The sequence below is a fragment of the Streptomyces sp. P3 genome, from assembly GCF_003032475.1.
GTDB lineage: Bacteria > Actinomycetota > Actinomycetes > Streptomycetales > Streptomycetaceae > Streptomyces.
Genome location: NZ_CP028369.1, coordinates 2,270,425 through 2,286,947 on the forward strand (window position 1 = coordinate 2,270,425; position 16,523 = coordinate 2,286,947).

At 71.8% G+C, this 16,523-nt stretch carries 15 protein-coding genes; 9 read left to right on the top strand and 6 right to left on the bottom strand.

Annotated elements, in window-relative coordinates:
* The first annotated feature begins 81 nt into the window (after positions 1-81).
* Positions 82-1,044 carry a nucleoside hydrolase gene (locus C6376_RS10175; RefSeq protein WP_107448873.1) on the top strand — a complete coding sequence of 321 codons (963 nt, stop codon included), beginning with the start codon at positions 82-84 and terminating at the stop codon, positions 1,042-1,044.
* Positions 1,045-1,297: 253 nt separating this feature from the next.
* Here the strand turns inward: C6376_RS10175 and C6376_RS10180 are convergent, their stop codons facing one another.
* On the bottom strand, positions 1,298-2,245 hold the full coding sequence (locus C6376_RS10180) for an LAETG motif-containing sortase-dependent surface protein (protein WP_107443131.1): 948 nt from the start codon (positions 2,243-2,245) through the stop codon (positions 1,298-1,300).
* 371 nt (positions 2,246-2,616) lie between these two features.
* On the opposite strand from C6376_RS10180, the gene C6376_RS10185 reads away from it, so the two are divergent.
* A complete protein-coding gene (locus C6376_RS10185; RefSeq protein WP_107443132.1) occupies positions 2,617-4,263 on the top strand; it encodes a glycoside hydrolase family 13 protein in 1,647 nt (548 codons plus the stop codon).
* A gap of 30 nt (positions 4,264-4,293) precedes the next feature.
* Here the strand turns inward: C6376_RS10185 and C6376_RS10190 are convergent, their stop codons facing one another.
* Entirely contained in the window at positions 4,294-5,052 is a 759-nt protein-coding gene (locus C6376_RS10190; protein ID WP_173985875.1) for a DUF4142 domain-containing protein, read from the bottom strand.
* A gap of 203 nt (positions 5,053-5,255) precedes the next feature.
* Here C6376_RS10190 and C6376_RS10195 point away from each other — a divergent pair, with 203 nt between their 5' ends.
* Both C6376_RS10195 and C6376_RS10200 read left to right on the top strand, forming a co-directional pair.
* A complete protein-coding gene (locus tag C6376_RS10195; protein ID WP_107443134.1) occupies positions 5,256-5,924 on the top strand; it encodes an O-methyltransferase in 669 nt (222 codons plus the stop codon).
* Positions 5,925-6,057: 133 nt separating this feature from the next.
* Positions 6,058-6,777 carry an MOSC domain-containing protein gene (locus C6376_RS10200; RefSeq protein WP_254075893.1) on the top strand — a complete coding sequence of 240 codons (720 nt, stop codon included), beginning with the start codon at positions 6,058-6,060 and terminating at the stop codon, positions 6,775-6,777.
* A gap of 64 nt (positions 6,778-6,841) precedes the next feature.
* Here C6376_RS10200 and C6376_RS10205 read toward each other — a convergent pair whose 3' ends face one another.
* Positions 6,842-7,096 (bottom strand): hypothetical protein, encoded by a 255-nt coding sequence (locus C6376_RS10205; RefSeq protein WP_107443136.1) that lies wholly within the window; start codon positions 7,094-7,096, stop codon positions 6,842-6,844.
* A gap of 297 nt (positions 7,097-7,393) precedes the next feature.
* On the opposite strand from C6376_RS10205, the gene C6376_RS10210 reads away from it, so the two are divergent.
* Positions 7,394-8,098, top strand: a complete 705-nt coding sequence (locus tag C6376_RS10210; RefSeq protein ID WP_173985616.1) for a DUF6445 family protein — start codon at positions 7,394-7,396, stop codon at positions 8,096-8,098.
* A gap of 96 nt (positions 8,099-8,194) precedes the next feature.
* On the opposite strand, the gene C6376_RS10215 is transcribed toward C6376_RS10210, so the two are convergent.
* Positions 8,195-8,689, bottom strand: a complete 495-nt coding sequence (locus tag C6376_RS10215) for a hypothetical protein (RefSeq protein WP_254075894.1) — start codon at positions 8,687-8,689, stop codon at positions 8,195-8,197.
* A 307-nt stretch (positions 8,690-8,996) separates the two neighbouring features.
* On the opposite strand from C6376_RS10215, the gene C6376_RS10220 reads away from it, so the two are divergent.
* A complete protein-coding gene (locus tag C6376_RS10220) occupies positions 8,997-9,485 on the top strand; it encodes a hypothetical protein (protein ID WP_107443138.1) in 489 nt (162 codons plus the stop codon).
* Between the two features lie 9 nt (positions 9,486-9,494).
* Here the strand turns inward: C6376_RS10220 and C6376_RS10225 are convergent, their stop codons facing one another.
* Together C6376_RS10225 and C6376_RS10230 are read right to left on the bottom strand one after the other, a co-directional pair.
* Positions 9,495-10,313: a M23 family metallopeptidase gene (locus C6376_RS10225; protein WP_107443139.1), complete on the bottom strand. Its 819-nt coding sequence runs from the start codon at positions 10,311-10,313 to the stop codon at positions 9,495-9,497.
* Positions 10,314-10,376: 63 nt separating this feature from the next.
* On the bottom strand, positions 10,377-11,324 hold the full coding sequence (locus tag C6376_RS10230; protein ID WP_254076357.1) for a glycoside hydrolase family 26 protein: 948 nt from the start codon (positions 11,322-11,324) through the stop codon (positions 10,377-10,379).
* Positions 11,325-11,610: 286 nt separating this feature from the next.
* Between C6376_RS10230 and C6376_RS10235 the strand changes: the two genes are divergently transcribed.
* The 3 genes from C6376_RS10235 (at position 11,611) to C6376_RS10245 (ending at position 16,495) form a co-directional block, all read left to right on the top strand.
* On the top strand, positions 11,611-12,483 hold the full coding sequence (locus C6376_RS10235; protein ID WP_173985617.1) for a hypothetical protein: 873 nt from the start codon (positions 11,611-11,613) through the stop codon (positions 12,481-12,483).
* Positions 12,484-12,695: 212 nt separating this feature from the next.
* Positions 12,696-14,801, top strand: a complete 2,106-nt coding sequence (locus C6376_RS10240; protein ID WP_173985876.1) for a TerD family protein — start codon at positions 12,696-12,698, stop codon at positions 14,799-14,801.
* Positions 14,802-15,202: 401 nt separating this feature from the next.
* Positions 15,203-16,495, top strand: a complete 1,293-nt coding sequence (locus C6376_RS10245; RefSeq protein WP_254076358.1) for an LCP family protein — start codon at positions 15,203-15,205, stop codon at positions 16,493-16,495.
* The last annotated feature ends 28 nt before the right edge of the window (positions 16,496-16,523 follow it).

Below are 16,523 nucleotides of genomic sequence, written 5' to 3' on the forward strand. Positions count from 1 at the left end.
CCGAGCGAGGCGAACGGGCCGAGCAGGGCGAACGAGGCGAACGGGCCGAGCAGGGGGAACGGGCCGAACGGGCCGAGTGAACTGTCCGAGCAGCCCATTCCCGTGATCATCGACTGCGACACCGGCGTCGACGACGCCCTCGCCCTGCTGTTCGCCGTACGCCATCCCGGCCTGGACCTGCGGGCGGTGACCTGTGTGGCCGGGAACACCGACGTGGACGGGGTGGTCCGCAACACGCTGACCGTGCTGGAGCACGCGGGCGCGGGGGACATCCCGGTCGCCCGGGGCGCCGAGCGGCCGCTGATCGAGCCCGTCCGTACGGCGTCACACGTGCATGGCCAGGACGGCATGGGCGACCTGGGCCTGCCCGCCCCCACCCGCCGTCCGGTCGAGGTGGACGCGGTGACCCTGCTGCGCCGGGAGATCCTGGCCTCCCCGCGCCCGGTGACCCTCGTCCCCACCGCGCCGCTGACGAACATCGCCCTGCTGCTGCGCACCCACCCGGAGGTGACCCGCAACATCGAGCGGATCGTGTTCATGGGCGGTGCGGTGACCACGGGGAACGCCACCCCGGTCGCGGAGTTCAACGTGTGGCACGACCCGGAGGCCGCGGCGATCCTGCTGACCGCGGGCGTGCCGATCACGATGTACGGCCTGGACGTCTTCCAGCGGGTCCTGGTCCCGGCGGCGGACGTGGCGCGGCTGCGGGCGAGCCCGGAGCCGCGTCTGAAGCTCGCGGGCGCACTGCTCGCGCACCGGGACCCGGCGAGCTCCGGCGACCCCACGCCCACCGGGGGCCTGGGCGACGCGGGCGCGCTCTGCGCGGTGGCCGACCCGGCGGGCCTGACCACCGAGCTCCTCCCGGTGGAGGTCTCCCTCGCCCCCGGCCCCGCCCGAGGCCAGACGGTCGTCGACCGCAGGCCGCGCCCCGGCGAGTCCGAGATCCACGAGGGTGCGCGCGAACAGCCCCTTGTGGACGTGGCGTTGGAGGTGGACGTGGAGCGGTACGTGAAGCTGTGGCTGACCGCGGTGGAGGGCGTCTAGGGCAGCGCGACGGCCGTCCGGCCACCCGGTACGGCCGTGCGGTCACCCGGCGCGGGTCGATTCCGGCGCCGGGGCTTTCACCGTCCGTCACCGTCACGGTCACCGACGCCGTCGCCGATTCCGGCACTCGGCTCACGCCGACGCCCGCACCCGCGTGTCCGGTGTGGTGGCGGCCTGCCACGGTCCAGTCGCGGGACACGGACGGCGCGACCTGGAGGCCTACGCCGGCTCAGGACCGGCGTAGGCCTCCGTGTCAGGCGCGCGTGGCCTTGCGGCGCCGGGTGGCGACGACGATCGCCGCGCCGCCCGCCAGCAGTGCGGCCGCGCCGCCCGCGATCAGGGGCGTGTCGCTGCTCGCGCCGGTCTCCGCGAGGTCGCCGCCGCCGCCGTTGGGCGTCGGGGCGGGCGCGGTGGTCGACTCGGAGGCGGACGGGGTCGGCGAGCCGCTGTCGGAGGGCGGCGGGACGTCGCTCACGGACGGGGTCGACGGCGTGCCGGAAGGCGTGCCGGACGCACTGCCCGACGGCGGGGTGACCGGCGGGGTGACCGGCGGGGTGACCGGCGGCGGCTGCTCGGTGACCGTGCAGTCCTTCGTGCCGCCGTTCCAGGCCGCGATCAACTTGTCCTTGATGACCGGACGGTTCGGGCCCTTCGGCAGGTCGCCGTGGACGAGGCCGTCCTTCGCGTCGAGCTTGCCGTCGAACTTGACCGCGCCCCGGTAGAGGTCGATCTGGGCGAAGCAGCCCGCGTCGGGCACGGCGACGTCGAGGCTCTCGGTCTGGCCGGGCTTGACCGTCACGGTGTCGAAGTCGACGAAGACCTGCTCACCGGAGGTGCCGAAGCTGGAGCCGTGGGCGAGGTAGGAGGCCAGGGAGGCGGTGCACGTCGTCGCGTCGCCGGCGGCGCGGACCTTGACGTGGATCTTGCCGTCCTCGGTCGGCTTGAGGTTCTGGTCGTCGACGCGCACCGAGTCGAAGAACTGCGTTCCGTCGAGCGAGAACTGGCAGCGGTCGGTCTGCGTCTCGGTGCCCGCGCCCGTCCCCGGCCGGTAGTGGCCGCCGGACTTCCAGCCGTCGCCGCCGGGCGTCCCGGTGTCCGCGAAGGCGAGGGAGGCGGCGGCGACGGAGGCGGCGCACAGGGTGAGGGAAACGGCGCCCGCCCCCAGCAGGCGGCGGACGGTGACAGTTCGCGCTATGGACATAGGGATCCCGTTCTTGGCGAGTCGCCGGGGCTGACCGGTCGGATCAGGAGACGGCAGCAGCCCAAGGCGTCAGAAGAGCAGCGGAGCAGAAGAGCAGAAGTGTGGCGGAGCAGAAGAACAGCGGAGATGAAGGACAGCGGGGAAGAGCAGCGGAGTAGGTCGCCGGGCTCATCGGTCACGGCTGCCACGAAGGCCACACGTGTCACAGAGGCCACAGCGTGTTCCCATCGTCGTGTGCATGTCGGATGCCTGTCAACCTGCGTCAAAACCCAGGGAGTTCAAGTTTCCACCACATGTTCCCCATCTACGGAATGATCTGTTCCGAAGAGTCCGACGTTCACCTTTCGGGCACAGTGGACAGACTTGCGTGCATGACCGATTTCTCCCCCCACCGTCCCGACTGGTGGCGTCAGGCCGTCGTCTACCAGGTCTATCCGCGCAGCTTCGCCGACGCCGACGGGGACGGCCTCGGGGACCTGCGGGGCGTCACCGGACGGCTCCCCCATCTCGCCGCCCTCGGCGTGGACGCCCTCTGGCTCTCCCCGTTCTATCCGTCCGAGCTCGCCGACGGCGGTTACGACGTCGCCGACCACCGGGACGTCGACCCGCGCCTGGGCTCCCTGGCCGACTTCGACGCCCTCGCCGCCGAGGCCCACCGGCTCGGCCTGAAGGTGATCGTCGACCTCGTGCCGAACCACACCTCCCACCGGCACCCCTGGTTCCGGGAGGCCCTGGCCGCCGGCCCCGGCGCCCCGGCCCGCGACCGCTACGTCTTCCGCGACGGTCGCGGCCCGAGCGGCGAACTGCCGCCCACCGACTGGCAGTCCGTGTTCGGCGGCAGCGCATGGCAGCGCGTCCCCGACGGTCAGTGGTACCTCCACCTGTTCGCCCGTGAGCAGCCCGACCTGAACTGGGACCGCGAAGAGGTCCGCGAGGACTTCCGCACCACACTGCGCTTCTGGTCGGACCGGGGCGTCGACGGCTTCCGCGTCGACGTGGCCCACGCCCTCGCCAAGGACCTGGCCGACCCCCTGCGAGACCTGGGCGCGCCGGAACTCAGCGGCGACGCCGGCCTCGCCCGGCTGGCTCCGGGCACCCACCCCTTCTTCGACCGCGACGAGGTCCACGAGATCTACCGCGACTGGCGGCGCGTCCTCGACGCGTACACCCCGCCCCGCACGGCCGTCGCCGAGGCGTGGGTCCCGGGCGACCGCCGTGCCCTGTACGCCCGTCCCGACGAACTCGACCAGGCGTTCAACTTCGAGTATCTGCAGGCCGGCTGGGACGCGGAGGAGATCCGCGCGGTCGTCACGGACTCCCTCGCCGCAGCCCGGGCCGTCGGCGCCTCGGCCACCTGGGTGCTGTCCAACCACGACGTCGTGCGCCACGCCTCCCGCCTCGTGCTCTCGCCGGGCACGGACCACGACGCCTGGCTGCTGTCCGGCGGCCGCGCCCCACGCGTCGACGAGCGGGCGGGACTGCGCCGGGCCCGGGCGGCGACGCTGCTGATGCTGGCGCTCCCCGGATCGTCGTATCTCTACCAGGGGGAGGAGCTGGGCCTGCCCGAGGTGGCCGACCTGCCCGTGGAGGTCCTCCAGGACCCGGTGTGGGAGCAGAGCGGCCGGGTCCGCAAGGGGCGCGACGGCTGCCGTGTGCCGTTGCCGTGGACGACGACGGGCCCGTCGTTCGGCTTCGGCACGGCAGGGGCGTGGCTGCCGCAGCCGCCGTCCTTCGCGCGTCACTCGGTGGAGGCGCAGGACGGCGTGACGGGTTCCACCCTGGAGCTCTACCGCACGGCGCTGCGCCTGCGCCGCAAGCTGCTCGAAGGCGAGGAGCTCGGCTGGGCGCGGGAGAGCGCGCCGGGCGTGCTGTCCTTCACCCGCCACGACGGCTGGCGCTGCGTGGCCAACCTGTCGGACGCGCCCGTGCCGCTGCCGCCGGGCGAGGTGCTGCTGAGCAGCACGCCGCTGCCCGGCGACGGACGGCTGGGCCCGGACACGACGGTCTGGCTGGCGTAGCCGCCCCGGCGGCGCGGCCCGGCGGCCCGGTTACTGGCTGGTGCCGGGCTGGACGTTGCCGTTCCCGTTGCCGTTCCCGTTCACGACGCCGCTGAGGTCCAGCGGCGTGGAGGTGGCGGTCGGCGGCGGAGGGAGGACGACCATGGGCTGGCCGGCCGGCGGGACCGGGGGAGTCATGTCCGACTGGGGCAGTTTGGGCGGCGTGGTCTGGTTGAACAGCGTGGTGTCGAAGTCGACCAGACCGGTCTTCTCCATCACCGTGATGTGGTCCAGCACGGTGTCGTTGGCCTGGTCGGCGAGGGCGCGGACGAGCGTGTTCTTCGTCGTGGACCGGATCTTGGCGATGGTGTTGAAGATCGAACCGTGCGTCATGCGCAGGATGTTGGCGAAGTCCGTGTCGAACTGCTTGCCGCTCTCCGCCTTCAGCTGGGTGACGAAGCCCTCCTGCTGCGGGCTGGCCACGTTGGGCAGCTGGATGTTCAGCATCGGCGCGATCTTGCGGCAGCTGGTGTCCAGTGCGCCGTGACCGTCGATCAGGTGGTTGCTGGCGGTGCGCACGGCCGGGGTCTGGCTCTTCTGCAGCCCGAGCTGACCCAGCGGGTACTCCCACAGACCGGCGGCCCGGACCTTCACCACGAAGTCTCTGTCGCCCTCGGTCAGGGGTCCCCACTGCGTGTTGGCGATGATCCGGTCACCCGAGGTCGACACGGTGTCCAGACCGAGCATCGACGGGTACGCGAGGGCGCTGAGGGTCAGCGTGAGGGCGCCCCCCACGAAAATAGTTCCCATCATGTTGCGCGAAAGTGCCACCGTTCCTCCTGCCCGTCGGGGAATCCGCCGTCGTGTCGTCGCCCGGTGGGGACCCGGACGAGAAGAAGTACGTACGCGGAGCCGTTCGGACTCATCCACTCCGCCAGAAAGTTGATGGACGGTGCACGGGAGGAGCGAGTAAGTTCCCTCAAGGAACTCACTGGATCGAGAGGGGACCTGCCGTGCAGCAGACCTGGACCGCCGTCGACGCCTACTTCAACGACCTGCTGGTGGAGGAGGACGACGCCTTGCGCGCGGCCGGGGAGGGCAGTGTGGCGGCCGGTCTGCCGCCCCATCAGGTGGCGCCGAACCAGGGCAAGTTGCTGCACCTGATCGCCCGCCTCCGGGGCGCCCGCACCATCCTGGAGATCGGCACCCTCGGCGGCTACAGCACCCTCTGGCTCGCCCGCGCCCTGCCCGAGGGCGGCCGTCTGGTGACGCTGGAGTCGGACGAACGGCACGCGGAGACGGCGGCGGCGAACATCGCGAGGGCGGGGTACGAGGGCGTGGTGGACCTGCGGGTGGGCAAGGCGTCGGACACGCTGCCGCTCCTCGCGGCGGAGCTCGGCGACGAGGGGTTCGACCTGGTCTTCATCGACGCGGACAAGCCGTCCAACCCGCTCTACCTGGAGTGGGCGCTGCGGCTGACCCGGCCCGGCAGCGTCATCGTCGGCGACAACGTGGTGCGCGAGGGCGCGGTGACGGACGCGGCGAGCACCGACCCGCGTGTCCAGGGTGTCCGCACCTTCACCGAACTGATCTCGCAGCACCCGAAGTTGACGGCCACGGCGGTGCAGACGGTGGGCGAGAAGGGGTACGACGGTTTCGTCCTGGCACTGGTGACGGACTGAGACGCGACGGGCGGGGGAATGCGGGCCGCGGGCCACGGGCCACGGGGACGCAGGACACGCGGGACACGCAGGAAACGGCGGGACACGGGACACGACGGAACACGGGACTCGGGACACGGGGGACATGACGGCCATGGGGACGAGCACCGCACAGCTGACGGAGATCACGTACTACCCCGTGAAAGGTTGCGCGGGGACGACGCTCACCGAGGCGACGCTGACGTCGACCGGTCTGCCGCACGACCGCGCCTACGCGATCGCCGACGAGAAGGGCGAGCTGCGCTGGCAGTGGGGAGACCCCCGGATGGCGCTGATCTCCCCGGAGCCGAGCGACGGCGAGGTGACGCTGCGCGCCCCCGGCCGGGACCCGGTGCGGGCCGACAGCCCGGACGTGCACGCCTGGCTCACGGAGTTCCTGGGCGTCCCGAGCACCCTCGTGCGGCCGCCGGCGGGCAACGCCCACCGTCTGCACGTCGTGTCGCGCGCCAGTCTGGACGCCCTGAACCGCCGCCTCGCCGCCCGGGGAGCCGCCCCCCTCCCGATGAACCGCTTCCGCCCCAACCTCGTCGTGGACGGCTGGGACGACCCCCACACCGAGGACCGCGCCGCCCGCCTCGGCGTCGCCGGCACGGAACTGGCCTTCACCGAGGAGACGATCCGCTGCGCCATCACCATGGTCGACCAGCGCACCGGCCGCCGGGCCGGTCCGGAACCTCTGCGCACCCTGGCGGACTACCGCCGGGCGGACGCCCGCGGCATCGCCTTCGGCGCCTACTTCCAGGTCCGGCGGCCGGGGAGGATAGCGGTGGGCGACGAGGTCGCGGTGCGTTGCGGACCGGCCGCGGGAGCGTGACCGGGACGCCCCGGACGCGACCGGGTGCCCGGACGCCCCGGGTGCCGCGGACGTCCCGGATTTCCTAGACGCCCTCCGCGTGCTGGACGTGCTTCGCACCGTCCATGGCCTTCGCCTGGCGGCGGTCCTGGAGGGCGCGGTTGATGGTGTGCACGCGGATCGCGGTGAAGACGACGACGGCCGCGCCGATGGCGGCCATCTTCCACTCGCTGTCCCGGACGGCCGCGTAGAAGAGGAAGCCGCTGAAGAGGACGCCGAAGGCGACGAGCAGGGGTTCGCGCACCCAGAACGGGAGGACGCGGATGACGAGACCGATCATTCGGTCACTTCAGCACTCACAGCCCCACCCTGCTGTGACGGACGCCACAATTCCGGGGTCGATGTGTGCATGACGTGAAGAAGGCGAGCGAAAGGCGCGGGCCGCGGCGGAGACCGAGGGCGGTGAGGGCGAGGGCTGGGGCGTCGGACTTCCGGAGGCGGGGTGGCGCCGACAGGCAGCGCCCCATGGGCAGTTGGCGAACCGTTGACCGCCCGGGTGAAACGTTGACCGCTTCACGGCGGAGTCCGGACGAACGGGAGGGCGAGTCATGAGGATCCTCCGACCTAGATTCGCCGCATGTTCATGCCACAGCGGCCCCATCGGCCCGTCAGGGCTGCCGCCACGCTCCCGGTCCTCCCCTACCGCAAACCCACGAGGGGCCGGGACTACTGGGTGATCGACGACGTCTTCCCCGAGCCCGACGCCGCCGCGATCCGCGCGCGCTGCCTCGCCAGGGACGACTGGGTCGAGGGCCATCCGTACACCTCCGAGAGCTGGCCCGGACTGCGCACCATGCCCGGTCTCGAACCCGGTGAACTCGACCGGGTGGAGCGGTTGGTGCGCGGGGCGACGGGGGCGCGGAAACTGTGGGTGCAGCAGGCGCCCGGCGGCGGCACCCTCAACCACAACTGCGTCCAGGTCGTCGGCGAGGGGGAGAGCGCTCCGCGCCCGCACTCCGACTCGCGGGCACTGTGCCGGTACGCGGCGGTGCTGTATCTCAACCCGGCCGTCCCCAAGGACTGCGGCACCAGTTTCTACCGGCAGTCACTGCCGGGCGGGCGGCTCGGCGGCAACGTCGTCCAGGCCCCGCACAACAACCTCGTCGAGGCCCTCGGTACCCGGTTCGTCGCGCCGGACGCCTTCGAGGAGGACGTACGGGTACCGCACCGGTACAACCGTCTGCTCCTCTACAACGCCAACCTCGTGCACAGCGCGACCGGTTACTCCGGCACCACGCTCGAGGAGAAGCGCATGACGGCCGTCTTCTTCTGGATGGCCTGAGGCGTTTACCCGCCGAGGAGGCGAGAGCCGCCGGGGCGACGGCGCGGGCGGGGCGACGGCGCGGCCAGGGCGGAGCGGACGTCTCCCCGGACCGCGTCAGTACCGCACCGCCCGGGCCGCCTCCGCCTTCACCTCGCCGGAGAGTGCGCGGTGGCTGCGGGCGATGGCCTTGGCGCTCTCGCCGGCCGGGACGTCGGTGACGGTGACGAGCACGGAGTCGAGCAGTTTGCCGCCGGAGTCCTTGAAGTCCACCTCGACGGCGAAGGACTTCGTCGAGTCGGCGCTGTTCTCGACGGTCACCTCGACCGCGCTGCGGTCGCCGTCGGCGGTCGGCGTGCCGAGCTTCACGTCGTCCTTGGCGTCCACGCCGCCCTCGATGCCGTCGAGCTTGCGGCCCACCTCCGCGGTCGCCGACGAGAAGGCCTCCGAGGCTTCCGAGGCGAGCGAGGAGGCGGCGGCGGTGGCCTGAGCGCCCACCGACTGCGCGGCGGAGGCCGCCTTGCTGGCCACGGAGGACGGGCTGTCGTCCCCCGAGCAGCCGGTGAGCGCGGTGAGTGCGGCAAGCGCGGTGAGCCCCGTCAGCAGGGTCACGCCCCGCACCGCCGCCGGACGGGGCTCCCTCGTCCGGCTTCTGCGGTTCGCTGCCATCACGCCTCCAGATCGCTCGCGGGTCCGCCGCGGGTCGTTCACCGGTCGGGCCGGTCCGGGTCGGGTCGGTCCGGGTCGGGTCGCGGGTCGGCCGGGGACCCATGCCCTCGGAATCTCCGAATCTCCAGTGAAGGCGCGGACCGTCCCGCCCGCATGCCGGCCCACCCGAACGGCGCACCCCCCGTGGTGGCGGCCCCCACCCGGACGGATGGTCGAGTGACAGTCGCCGAGACAGAGACGGGGTATCCCCATGAGCGACCAGCCGCACTCCCAGCCGTCGTCGCACGGGTCCCCGGTGTGGGACCCGTCCCACCAGGGCACCGGCACGCCGGCCTGGGCCTCGCCCCCGGCCGGCAGCGGACTGGCCGCCGGCGGGGTCGTCTTCGGCGGCGTGCTGATGTTCGTCAGCGGTGTCCTCGCCATCTTCCAGGGCATCGCCGCGATCGCCGAGGACGACGTCTACTCCCGGGTCGGCAGTTACGTCTACGAGATGAACCTCACCGGCTGGGGCTGGGTCCTGCTGATCGTGGGCATCGTGGCCACGGCGACCGGCTGGGGGCTGCTGATGGGTGTGGAGAAGGCGGAGTGGGCCCGGATCAGCGGCATCGTGCTGGCGTCGCTGAGCCTGATCCTGCAGTTCCTGTTCCTGCCGTACGCACCGGTCTGGGCGGTCATCCAGATCGCCATCGACGTCTTCGTCATCTGGGCCCTGGCCTCCTACCGCCCGAACACGCCCTAGTGTCCGGGGTCAGCGGAGCGCCGACGCTCCGGACACCTGCACGTCCTTGCGGCGCAGCCACGGCAGGGGCGGCACCTGGGACCCCAGGTACGGGGTGATCCGCACCTCGAAATGCAGATGCGGGCCGGTGACGTTGCCCGACCTGCCGGACAGTCCGAGGCGCTGGCCGGCCACCACCCGCTGGCCCCGGCGCACGTCGATGCGGGACAGGTGGGCGTACTGCGTGAAGTAGCCGTCCCGGTGGCGCACCAGGACCTGGTTGCCGAAGCCGTCCCCGCAGGTGGTGACGCGTACGACGCCGGAGCCGACGGCGTACACGGGGGTGCCCGAGTCCACCGCGAAGTCCTGGCCGGTGTGGCGGTGGGCCCAGCGGGAGCCCTTCGCGGCGTAGCCGGCGGAGAGCCAGTAGCGGCGGGTCGGGGCCGTCCAGGCGGAGGGGCGCCGCTCGGGCGGGCGGCTGCGCTTCCCGAACGGACAGTGGCCCGCGCGCCCGGACGGGTCGACGGCGACGGGGTCGCCGGATTCCCTGGCTCCCGCCCACAGCAGGTCCCACAGGTCGGCGCGGACGGCCTTCCGGCGCTCTTCGGCCTGTTCGACGGCAGCGGGGCGGGCGTCGGCCTCGCGCAGCCTGTCGACCCGCTCGCGCGCCTTCTCGTGCGTGCGGACGGCACGGACGGCCCGGTGGCGGTGTCCGTCGCCCCCCGCCGCGGCGGGCGGGGCGGCGAGCGCCGTCAGCAGGAAAGCGAGGAGGGCGAGGAGGGCGGCCCCGGTCGCGGCGCTGAGGCGCGCCCGCGTCCGCGGGAAGCGCGCATGATGTTCTCGTCCCATTTCGGGATCATCGGACCGGTGGTGCGTCCGGGGGCGGCACCCGGCCGGACGAGCGCCCGAGGTTCAGCCGAACGGCCCCGCCGCCCCCGGTCCCGCCCCCGCGCCCACCAGGGAGCGGTAGACGGCCGAGGAACGGGGGTTGTCGGCGCACCGCCACACGCCGTGCGGACAGTAGTCGCTGATGGTCTGGTACAGCGGCCGGTGTTCGGCGAACCAGTCGAGCATGCCGCGCATGTACTCCGGGTCGTCACCATTGCGGAACAGCCCCCACTCGGGATACGACACCGGCTTGCCGTGCGCCCGCGCGAACCGGACGTGCGCGGCCAGGCCGTAGGGCTCGGCGACCTGCTCCGCGAAGGACATGCCGGCGGGCTGGTCGTAGGCGTCCATGCCGACGACGTCGACGTGCGCGTCACCCGGATAGCACGCGGTCCAGGGGACGGCGTCCCGTCCCCGGCTGGGCGTGAACTCGAACCGGAACCCCCGCCCGCCCGGCACCGATCGCACGGCCTCCACGATCCTGACCCAGTACCGCTTCCAGGCCTGCGGATCGGGCCCGCACCGATGGGTGTACGTGGTCCCGTTCATCTCCCAGCCCACCACCAGCACCGTGTCCGGCAGCCCGAGCCCGACGAGCCGCCGGGCCAGCGCCCGGAAGTGGCCGTCGTAGTCGCCGCGCGCCCCCTGGCGCAGTTCCTCCCGCACGGCGGCGTCGGACACGTGGTCCTCGGTCCCCTCCAGCATCGGCACGTTGAGCACGAACATCCGGTCGGAGCGCTCCTGCCGCCACCGCGCCCAGTACTCCAGGTAGCCGGGCGCCCCCTCGATGTTGCTCCACCGGTCCCCCGGCAGATACGCGTGCCCGACCCGGGGCGTGGCGACGCCCAGCCACTCGTCCAGTCGGGCGATCCGCCGCACCCCGGCGTCGTCGTACCCGACGTACGCCCCGAACGCCCCGGTCGCCGCCCCGGTCCCCCGCCCTACGGGCACGCACGCGGGCCCGGTCAGCAGCACGAGGGCGGCGAGCAGCGTGCTCAGGACACGGAGGGCGCGTGGAGAGCGGAACACCGGCAAAGGATGACGCCCCCGCCCGCTCCCCATCCCGTACTCGCCCCGGAATCACCCGGACGGGACCCCCTTCCCGGGCAACCTTTCCACCCCCGGCGGCAACCCACGAAGCAACGGCCGGCCGGAACGGCCGACTGAACGTCGCTCCGAGCACAGCGCACCATGGCACCGACGTCACCGATCGCACCGCACAGCACGTGAATCCCGTACCCCACACGAGGAGTTCACCATGCGCAGGCATCCAGCACGTCCACGTCCCTTCGCGAGACTGCTGACCGTCTTGGCGGCGCTCTCCGCCTTCCTCCTCCACGCCACCGGCTTCGCCGCGCCGCGAGCCGAAGCCGCGAACGAGTGGAACCCGCCCGCCAACCTGGTCCAGCCGCTCAACGAGGTCTGGAACCATGTCTCGACGACCTACCCCGACCTCTACGGCTTCCGCAACTACGGCTGGGACCAGGTCATGGCCAACCGCGGCAGCATCAACTACTGCGTCCGCTGGGAGTCCGACGCACCCGTCAGCGCGGCCCTGCGCGACCGGATCCACGCGGCCCTGAGGAAACAGTTCGCCAAGTGGATGGCCGTACAGGTGGAGAACGGCCGGGGATACGACAACTGGCCCTACACCACCGTCCCGGTCAACATCGTCGGCTGGGCGGTGAAGAACCGCTCCACCCTCCAGTGGACGGACAACTCCGTCGACGTCTACACCAACCAACTCGACGGCGCCGGCGCCCCACAGTGCGCCCCCGACTGCGGCCGGTTCTTCCACCAGGACGCCAACTACTCCAGATGCCCCGGTGGCACCTCCCGCCACTACGACCAGTCCCTCTGGCTCACCAAGGGCTTCGGGGGCGGCGCAGGCGGCGACTGGGGCCAGCGCGTCGGGCAGGAGTACTTCACCTCGGCCCTCAACCAGGAGAACATCCATATCTACCTGCATGAGGTCGGCCACACCTTCGGCCTCGACGACTTCTACGACTGGACCCCTACCGGCCAGTGCTGCTTCGTCATGAACGCCGGCAGCGCCACCCAGATCACCGAGTTCGACAAGTGGATGTTCCGTGACTTCTGGCGCCACCTCAAACCCCGCTACGGCCTCTGAGCCGACGCCCCCGGCACCACCTCACCCCGCCCAGCCCGCACGGCGCCACCTCACCCCGCCCAGCCCGCACGGCGACGGTCCTCACGGCCGCCGCCGTGCGCCGTTTCCGCAGGATCGTCCCGTGATCCGGCCTTCCGGTATTAGAGTCTGACCGCGTATCACATGTGGTGCGCGTCACATGAGCGCGGCCGTGAGGGGGGCTTGTGCACGAGATGGTCAAAGGTGCCAACGTGGGGCTGGCGGCGCTGAGCGAGAACACGGACGCGGTGGTCGTCAGCCTGGGATGGGCCAGTCCGACCGGGGAAGGCGACGCGGACGTCTCGGTGCTGCTGCTGAACGCCGACGGCAAGGTGCGCAGTGACGCCGACTTCTTCTTCTACAACCACCCGGTCGCCCCGGACGGCAGTGTGCAGCTGCTGGGCAAGGCACCCTCGGGCGAGGGCAGTGAGGACCGCATCGGGTTCGACCTGACGGCCATACCGGCCGACGTCGAGCGGATCGTCGTCGCCGCCAGCCGGTACGAGGGCGCCCGCTTCGACGAACTGGATGCTCTTCGAGTCACGTTGGCCGACGGCGACGGGGACGAACTGCTGCGGTTCGCCGTCGACGACGCCGGGCCGGTGAGCGCGTTCATCTTCGGCGAGCTGTACCGGCGTGCGGAGGACTGGAAGTTCCGGGCGGTTGGCCAGGGCTATGAAGCCGGTCTGGCGGGTCTTGCGTCCGACTTCGGGGTCGACATCGAAGACGACGCAGCCGACCTCTCCGCGGAGGATGCCGACGAGGCCGGTGGGCTCGGCGGTGACGGGGCAGCTCCCGCCGACCTCGGCGAAGGTCCAGGTTCCACGACCGCGGGCTCCTCGGAGCCGACCGCCCGTGCCGTCGATTACGACCCACGCACTGCCGACCCGCACCCGAACGACTCCCTCCCGCCCGACTCCATCGCGGCCGTGCCTGCCCCGCGTCCCGCCGGCGACGACCCGGGCGCGGGCAAGGCCGCGGCGCGCCCCCGCACCGCGAAGAAGAAGATCACCCTCCCGAAGACGGCGAAGAAGTCGCTCGCGGAGAACGAGTCATGGAAGGGCGCCCGCCTCTTCCCGGTCTCCGCGCTGAAGAGCGACCGGGACCGCGAGACGCGGGCCACCTCCGTGCTGCTGTCGGTGATGGCGCAGGTTCCTGAGTTCGGGCGGCGGCTCACCGCGGCGTTCGGGGCTCCCGCGGGTCGGATGGAGACGTTCACCGAGGTGTCGCTGCCGCACGGCGACACCCCGCGCCGACCGGACGGGGTCATCCGCGTCGAGCGAGCGGGCAAGCTGTGGACCGCGTTGGTCGAGACGAAGACCAACGGCAACCCCCTGAGGCCCGAGCAGGTGCAGGCCTACATGGACATCGCCGCCCGGCGCGGCTACGAGGCCGTGATCACGATCTCCAACGACGTGGCGCTCGAGGGCAGTCCACTGGTCGACGTCAAGACAGACGGCCGACGCAAGCACAAGGCGGCCCTCCGTCACCTGTCCTGGGCCGAGGTGGCCCACCACGCCCAGCTGCTCATTCGGCACGAGGGTGTCGGCAACAGCGCGCACGCCTGGCTGCTCCAGGAACTGCTGCACTACCTCCAGCACGACAACTCCGGCTGCCACGGCTTCCAGAACATGGGCGCGGCCTGGGTACCCGTGCGCAGGGGCATCGACGACGAGACCCTGTGCCGGGGTGACGCCCGCGCCCTGGAGGTCGTCGAAAGCTGGGAGCGGCTCGTGCGGCAGGTCTGTCTCGGGCTCGGCGGCGAGCTCGGACAGAAGGTGCTGCCCGTGCAGCGCGCTCGGCGCGGCGACGATCCGGGGGCGCGCCGGGCGCGGATGGCCGACGACCTGTGCGACGGGGGAAAGCTGCAGGCGGAGCTTCGGATCGAGGGGACGCCCGGGGTGCTCGCGGTTGGGGCCGATCTGCGCACCGGCAGGCTGCGCACGTCCGTCGAGATCCCCGCGCCCGATCAGGGATATCCGCTGACCTGGGTCAAACGGCTCGTCCGGCGGCTCGCGGAGGCTCCGGCGGACCTGCATGTGGAGACCCTGGTCGAAGACGGTCTCGGCGGCCCCCGCGGCACCTTGGAGCGGCTCCGCCCGGAACCGGCCGATCTGTTGCCGAAGAACGGGGCGAGGATCACCGGCTTCCGGCTCACCCTCTTCAAGGGCATGGGCAGCGGTCGCGGCAATGCCGAGTCCGGATTCATTCGCAGCGTGGACGACGCCGTACAGCGTTTCCACTCCGCGGTCGTCGTCCACCTGGAACATCCGGCACCGCGCAGTTCCCCGGTCGCTTAGGCGAGGCACTGTCGGGCTGAGGCGGCCCGCTCCGCTGCCGCCCCGAGGACGGTGAGCCGACGCCGCGCTCGCTGGGCCTGCCGGACGACGGTCACACGTGCCCGGTGCCGAAGGACGGGCGGTCGAGGCAACCGAAAGTGTGAAGTCGGGGGTCTTCTGAGGCGACAGCGCCTTCTCGGACGTATTCCTGCGTGTGTGCGGGGTTCCGGTGTCCGGCGGTGACCGACGCCGGCGATCCGAGCACGGTGTACGGGGTGGAAACGGCCTAGGCGGAGGGGCGAGCGCCGGTGAGCGGAACGAGAAGGCGTGGGCAGGTGCCGGTGCGGGGGAGCGGTGCGGCGGGACGGGCCGGCGGGACGCGGCTGACCCGGCGCGGGCGCGTCGTCGCCTGGGGCGCGGGGGTGAGCGCCGTCGTCCTCCTCGGGGTCGGCGGGACCGCCGCGTGGATCTGGTACGACCTCAACGACAACATCACCTCCGCCGAGGTGGACGACAAGCTGGGCGGCGACCGGCCGCAGAACCTCAGCCCCGGCTCGAAGAACATCATGGTCGTCGGGTCCGACAGCCGTGACGGCGCCAACGCCAAGTACGGCAAGGACCTGACCACCATGCAGTCCGACACGCTGATGGTGCTGCACATTCCGGCCGACCGTAAGTGGGCGTCGGTCGTGTCCTTCCCGCGTGACTCGTGGGTGGAGATACCCGGGTGCGAGAAGGGCGACGGCACGGCGTCCTCCCCGCACCACTTCAAGATCAACGAGGCCTTCGCGATCGGCGGCAGCAACGGCAAGGTCGGCGAGGCCGCCGCGTGCACCATCAAGACCGTCGAGGCCAACACCGGTCTGCGCATCGACCACTTCATGACGGTGGACTTCTCCGGCTTCAAGGGCATGGTCGACGCGCTGGAGGGCATCGAGGTCTGCCCGAAGCAGGCCATCCACGACGAGAAGGCCCATCTGGACCTGGAGGCGGGGTGCCAGACCGTCAAGGGCGAGAAGGCGCTGGGATACGTCCGCACCCGCTACAGCGTGGGCGACGGCTCCGACATCGGACGCATCGGGCGCCAGCAGGAGTTCATGGACGCGCTGGCCAAGAAGGCCAAGTCCAAGCTCACGAGCCCCGACGCCATGTACGGCTTCCTCCAGTCGGTCACCAAGTCCCTCACCACCGACCCCGACATGGCGGGCATCAAGCCGCTGTACGGGCTCGCGGACGAGCTCAAGGGCATCCCGAGCGACCGTCTGAGCTTCCTCACCGTGCCCAACTACGGGCGCGTCGCCGACCAGCCCACCGACAAGGCCAACGTCGTGTGGCAGTACCCGCAGGCCGCCGACCTGTTCACCTCCCTGGCCAAGGACAAGGAGGTCACCAAGGCGCAGTTGGACGCGTCGAGGAAGAACGTGGTGTACGCCTCCAGCGTGCGGGTCCAGGTGCTGAACGGCACCGGCGTCCCGGGGCGCGCGGCGGCCGTCGCGGAGAAGCTGAAGCAGGCCGGCTACACCGTCACCGGCACGGGCAACGCCCCCGGGACGGTGGCCAGGACGACCGTCACCTGTCCGTCGGGTCTCGAGGGCAAGGCGGCCGTCCTCGCGTCCCGGCTGCCCAACCTGCGGGCCACGGCGGACGGTTCGGCCACCGCCGGCGTCGTCACCCTGGTCGTCGGACCGGAACTGAAGGTCGAGGACGTCGCCTGACCGCTTCGCGGCTCTTCCTGGTCAACGG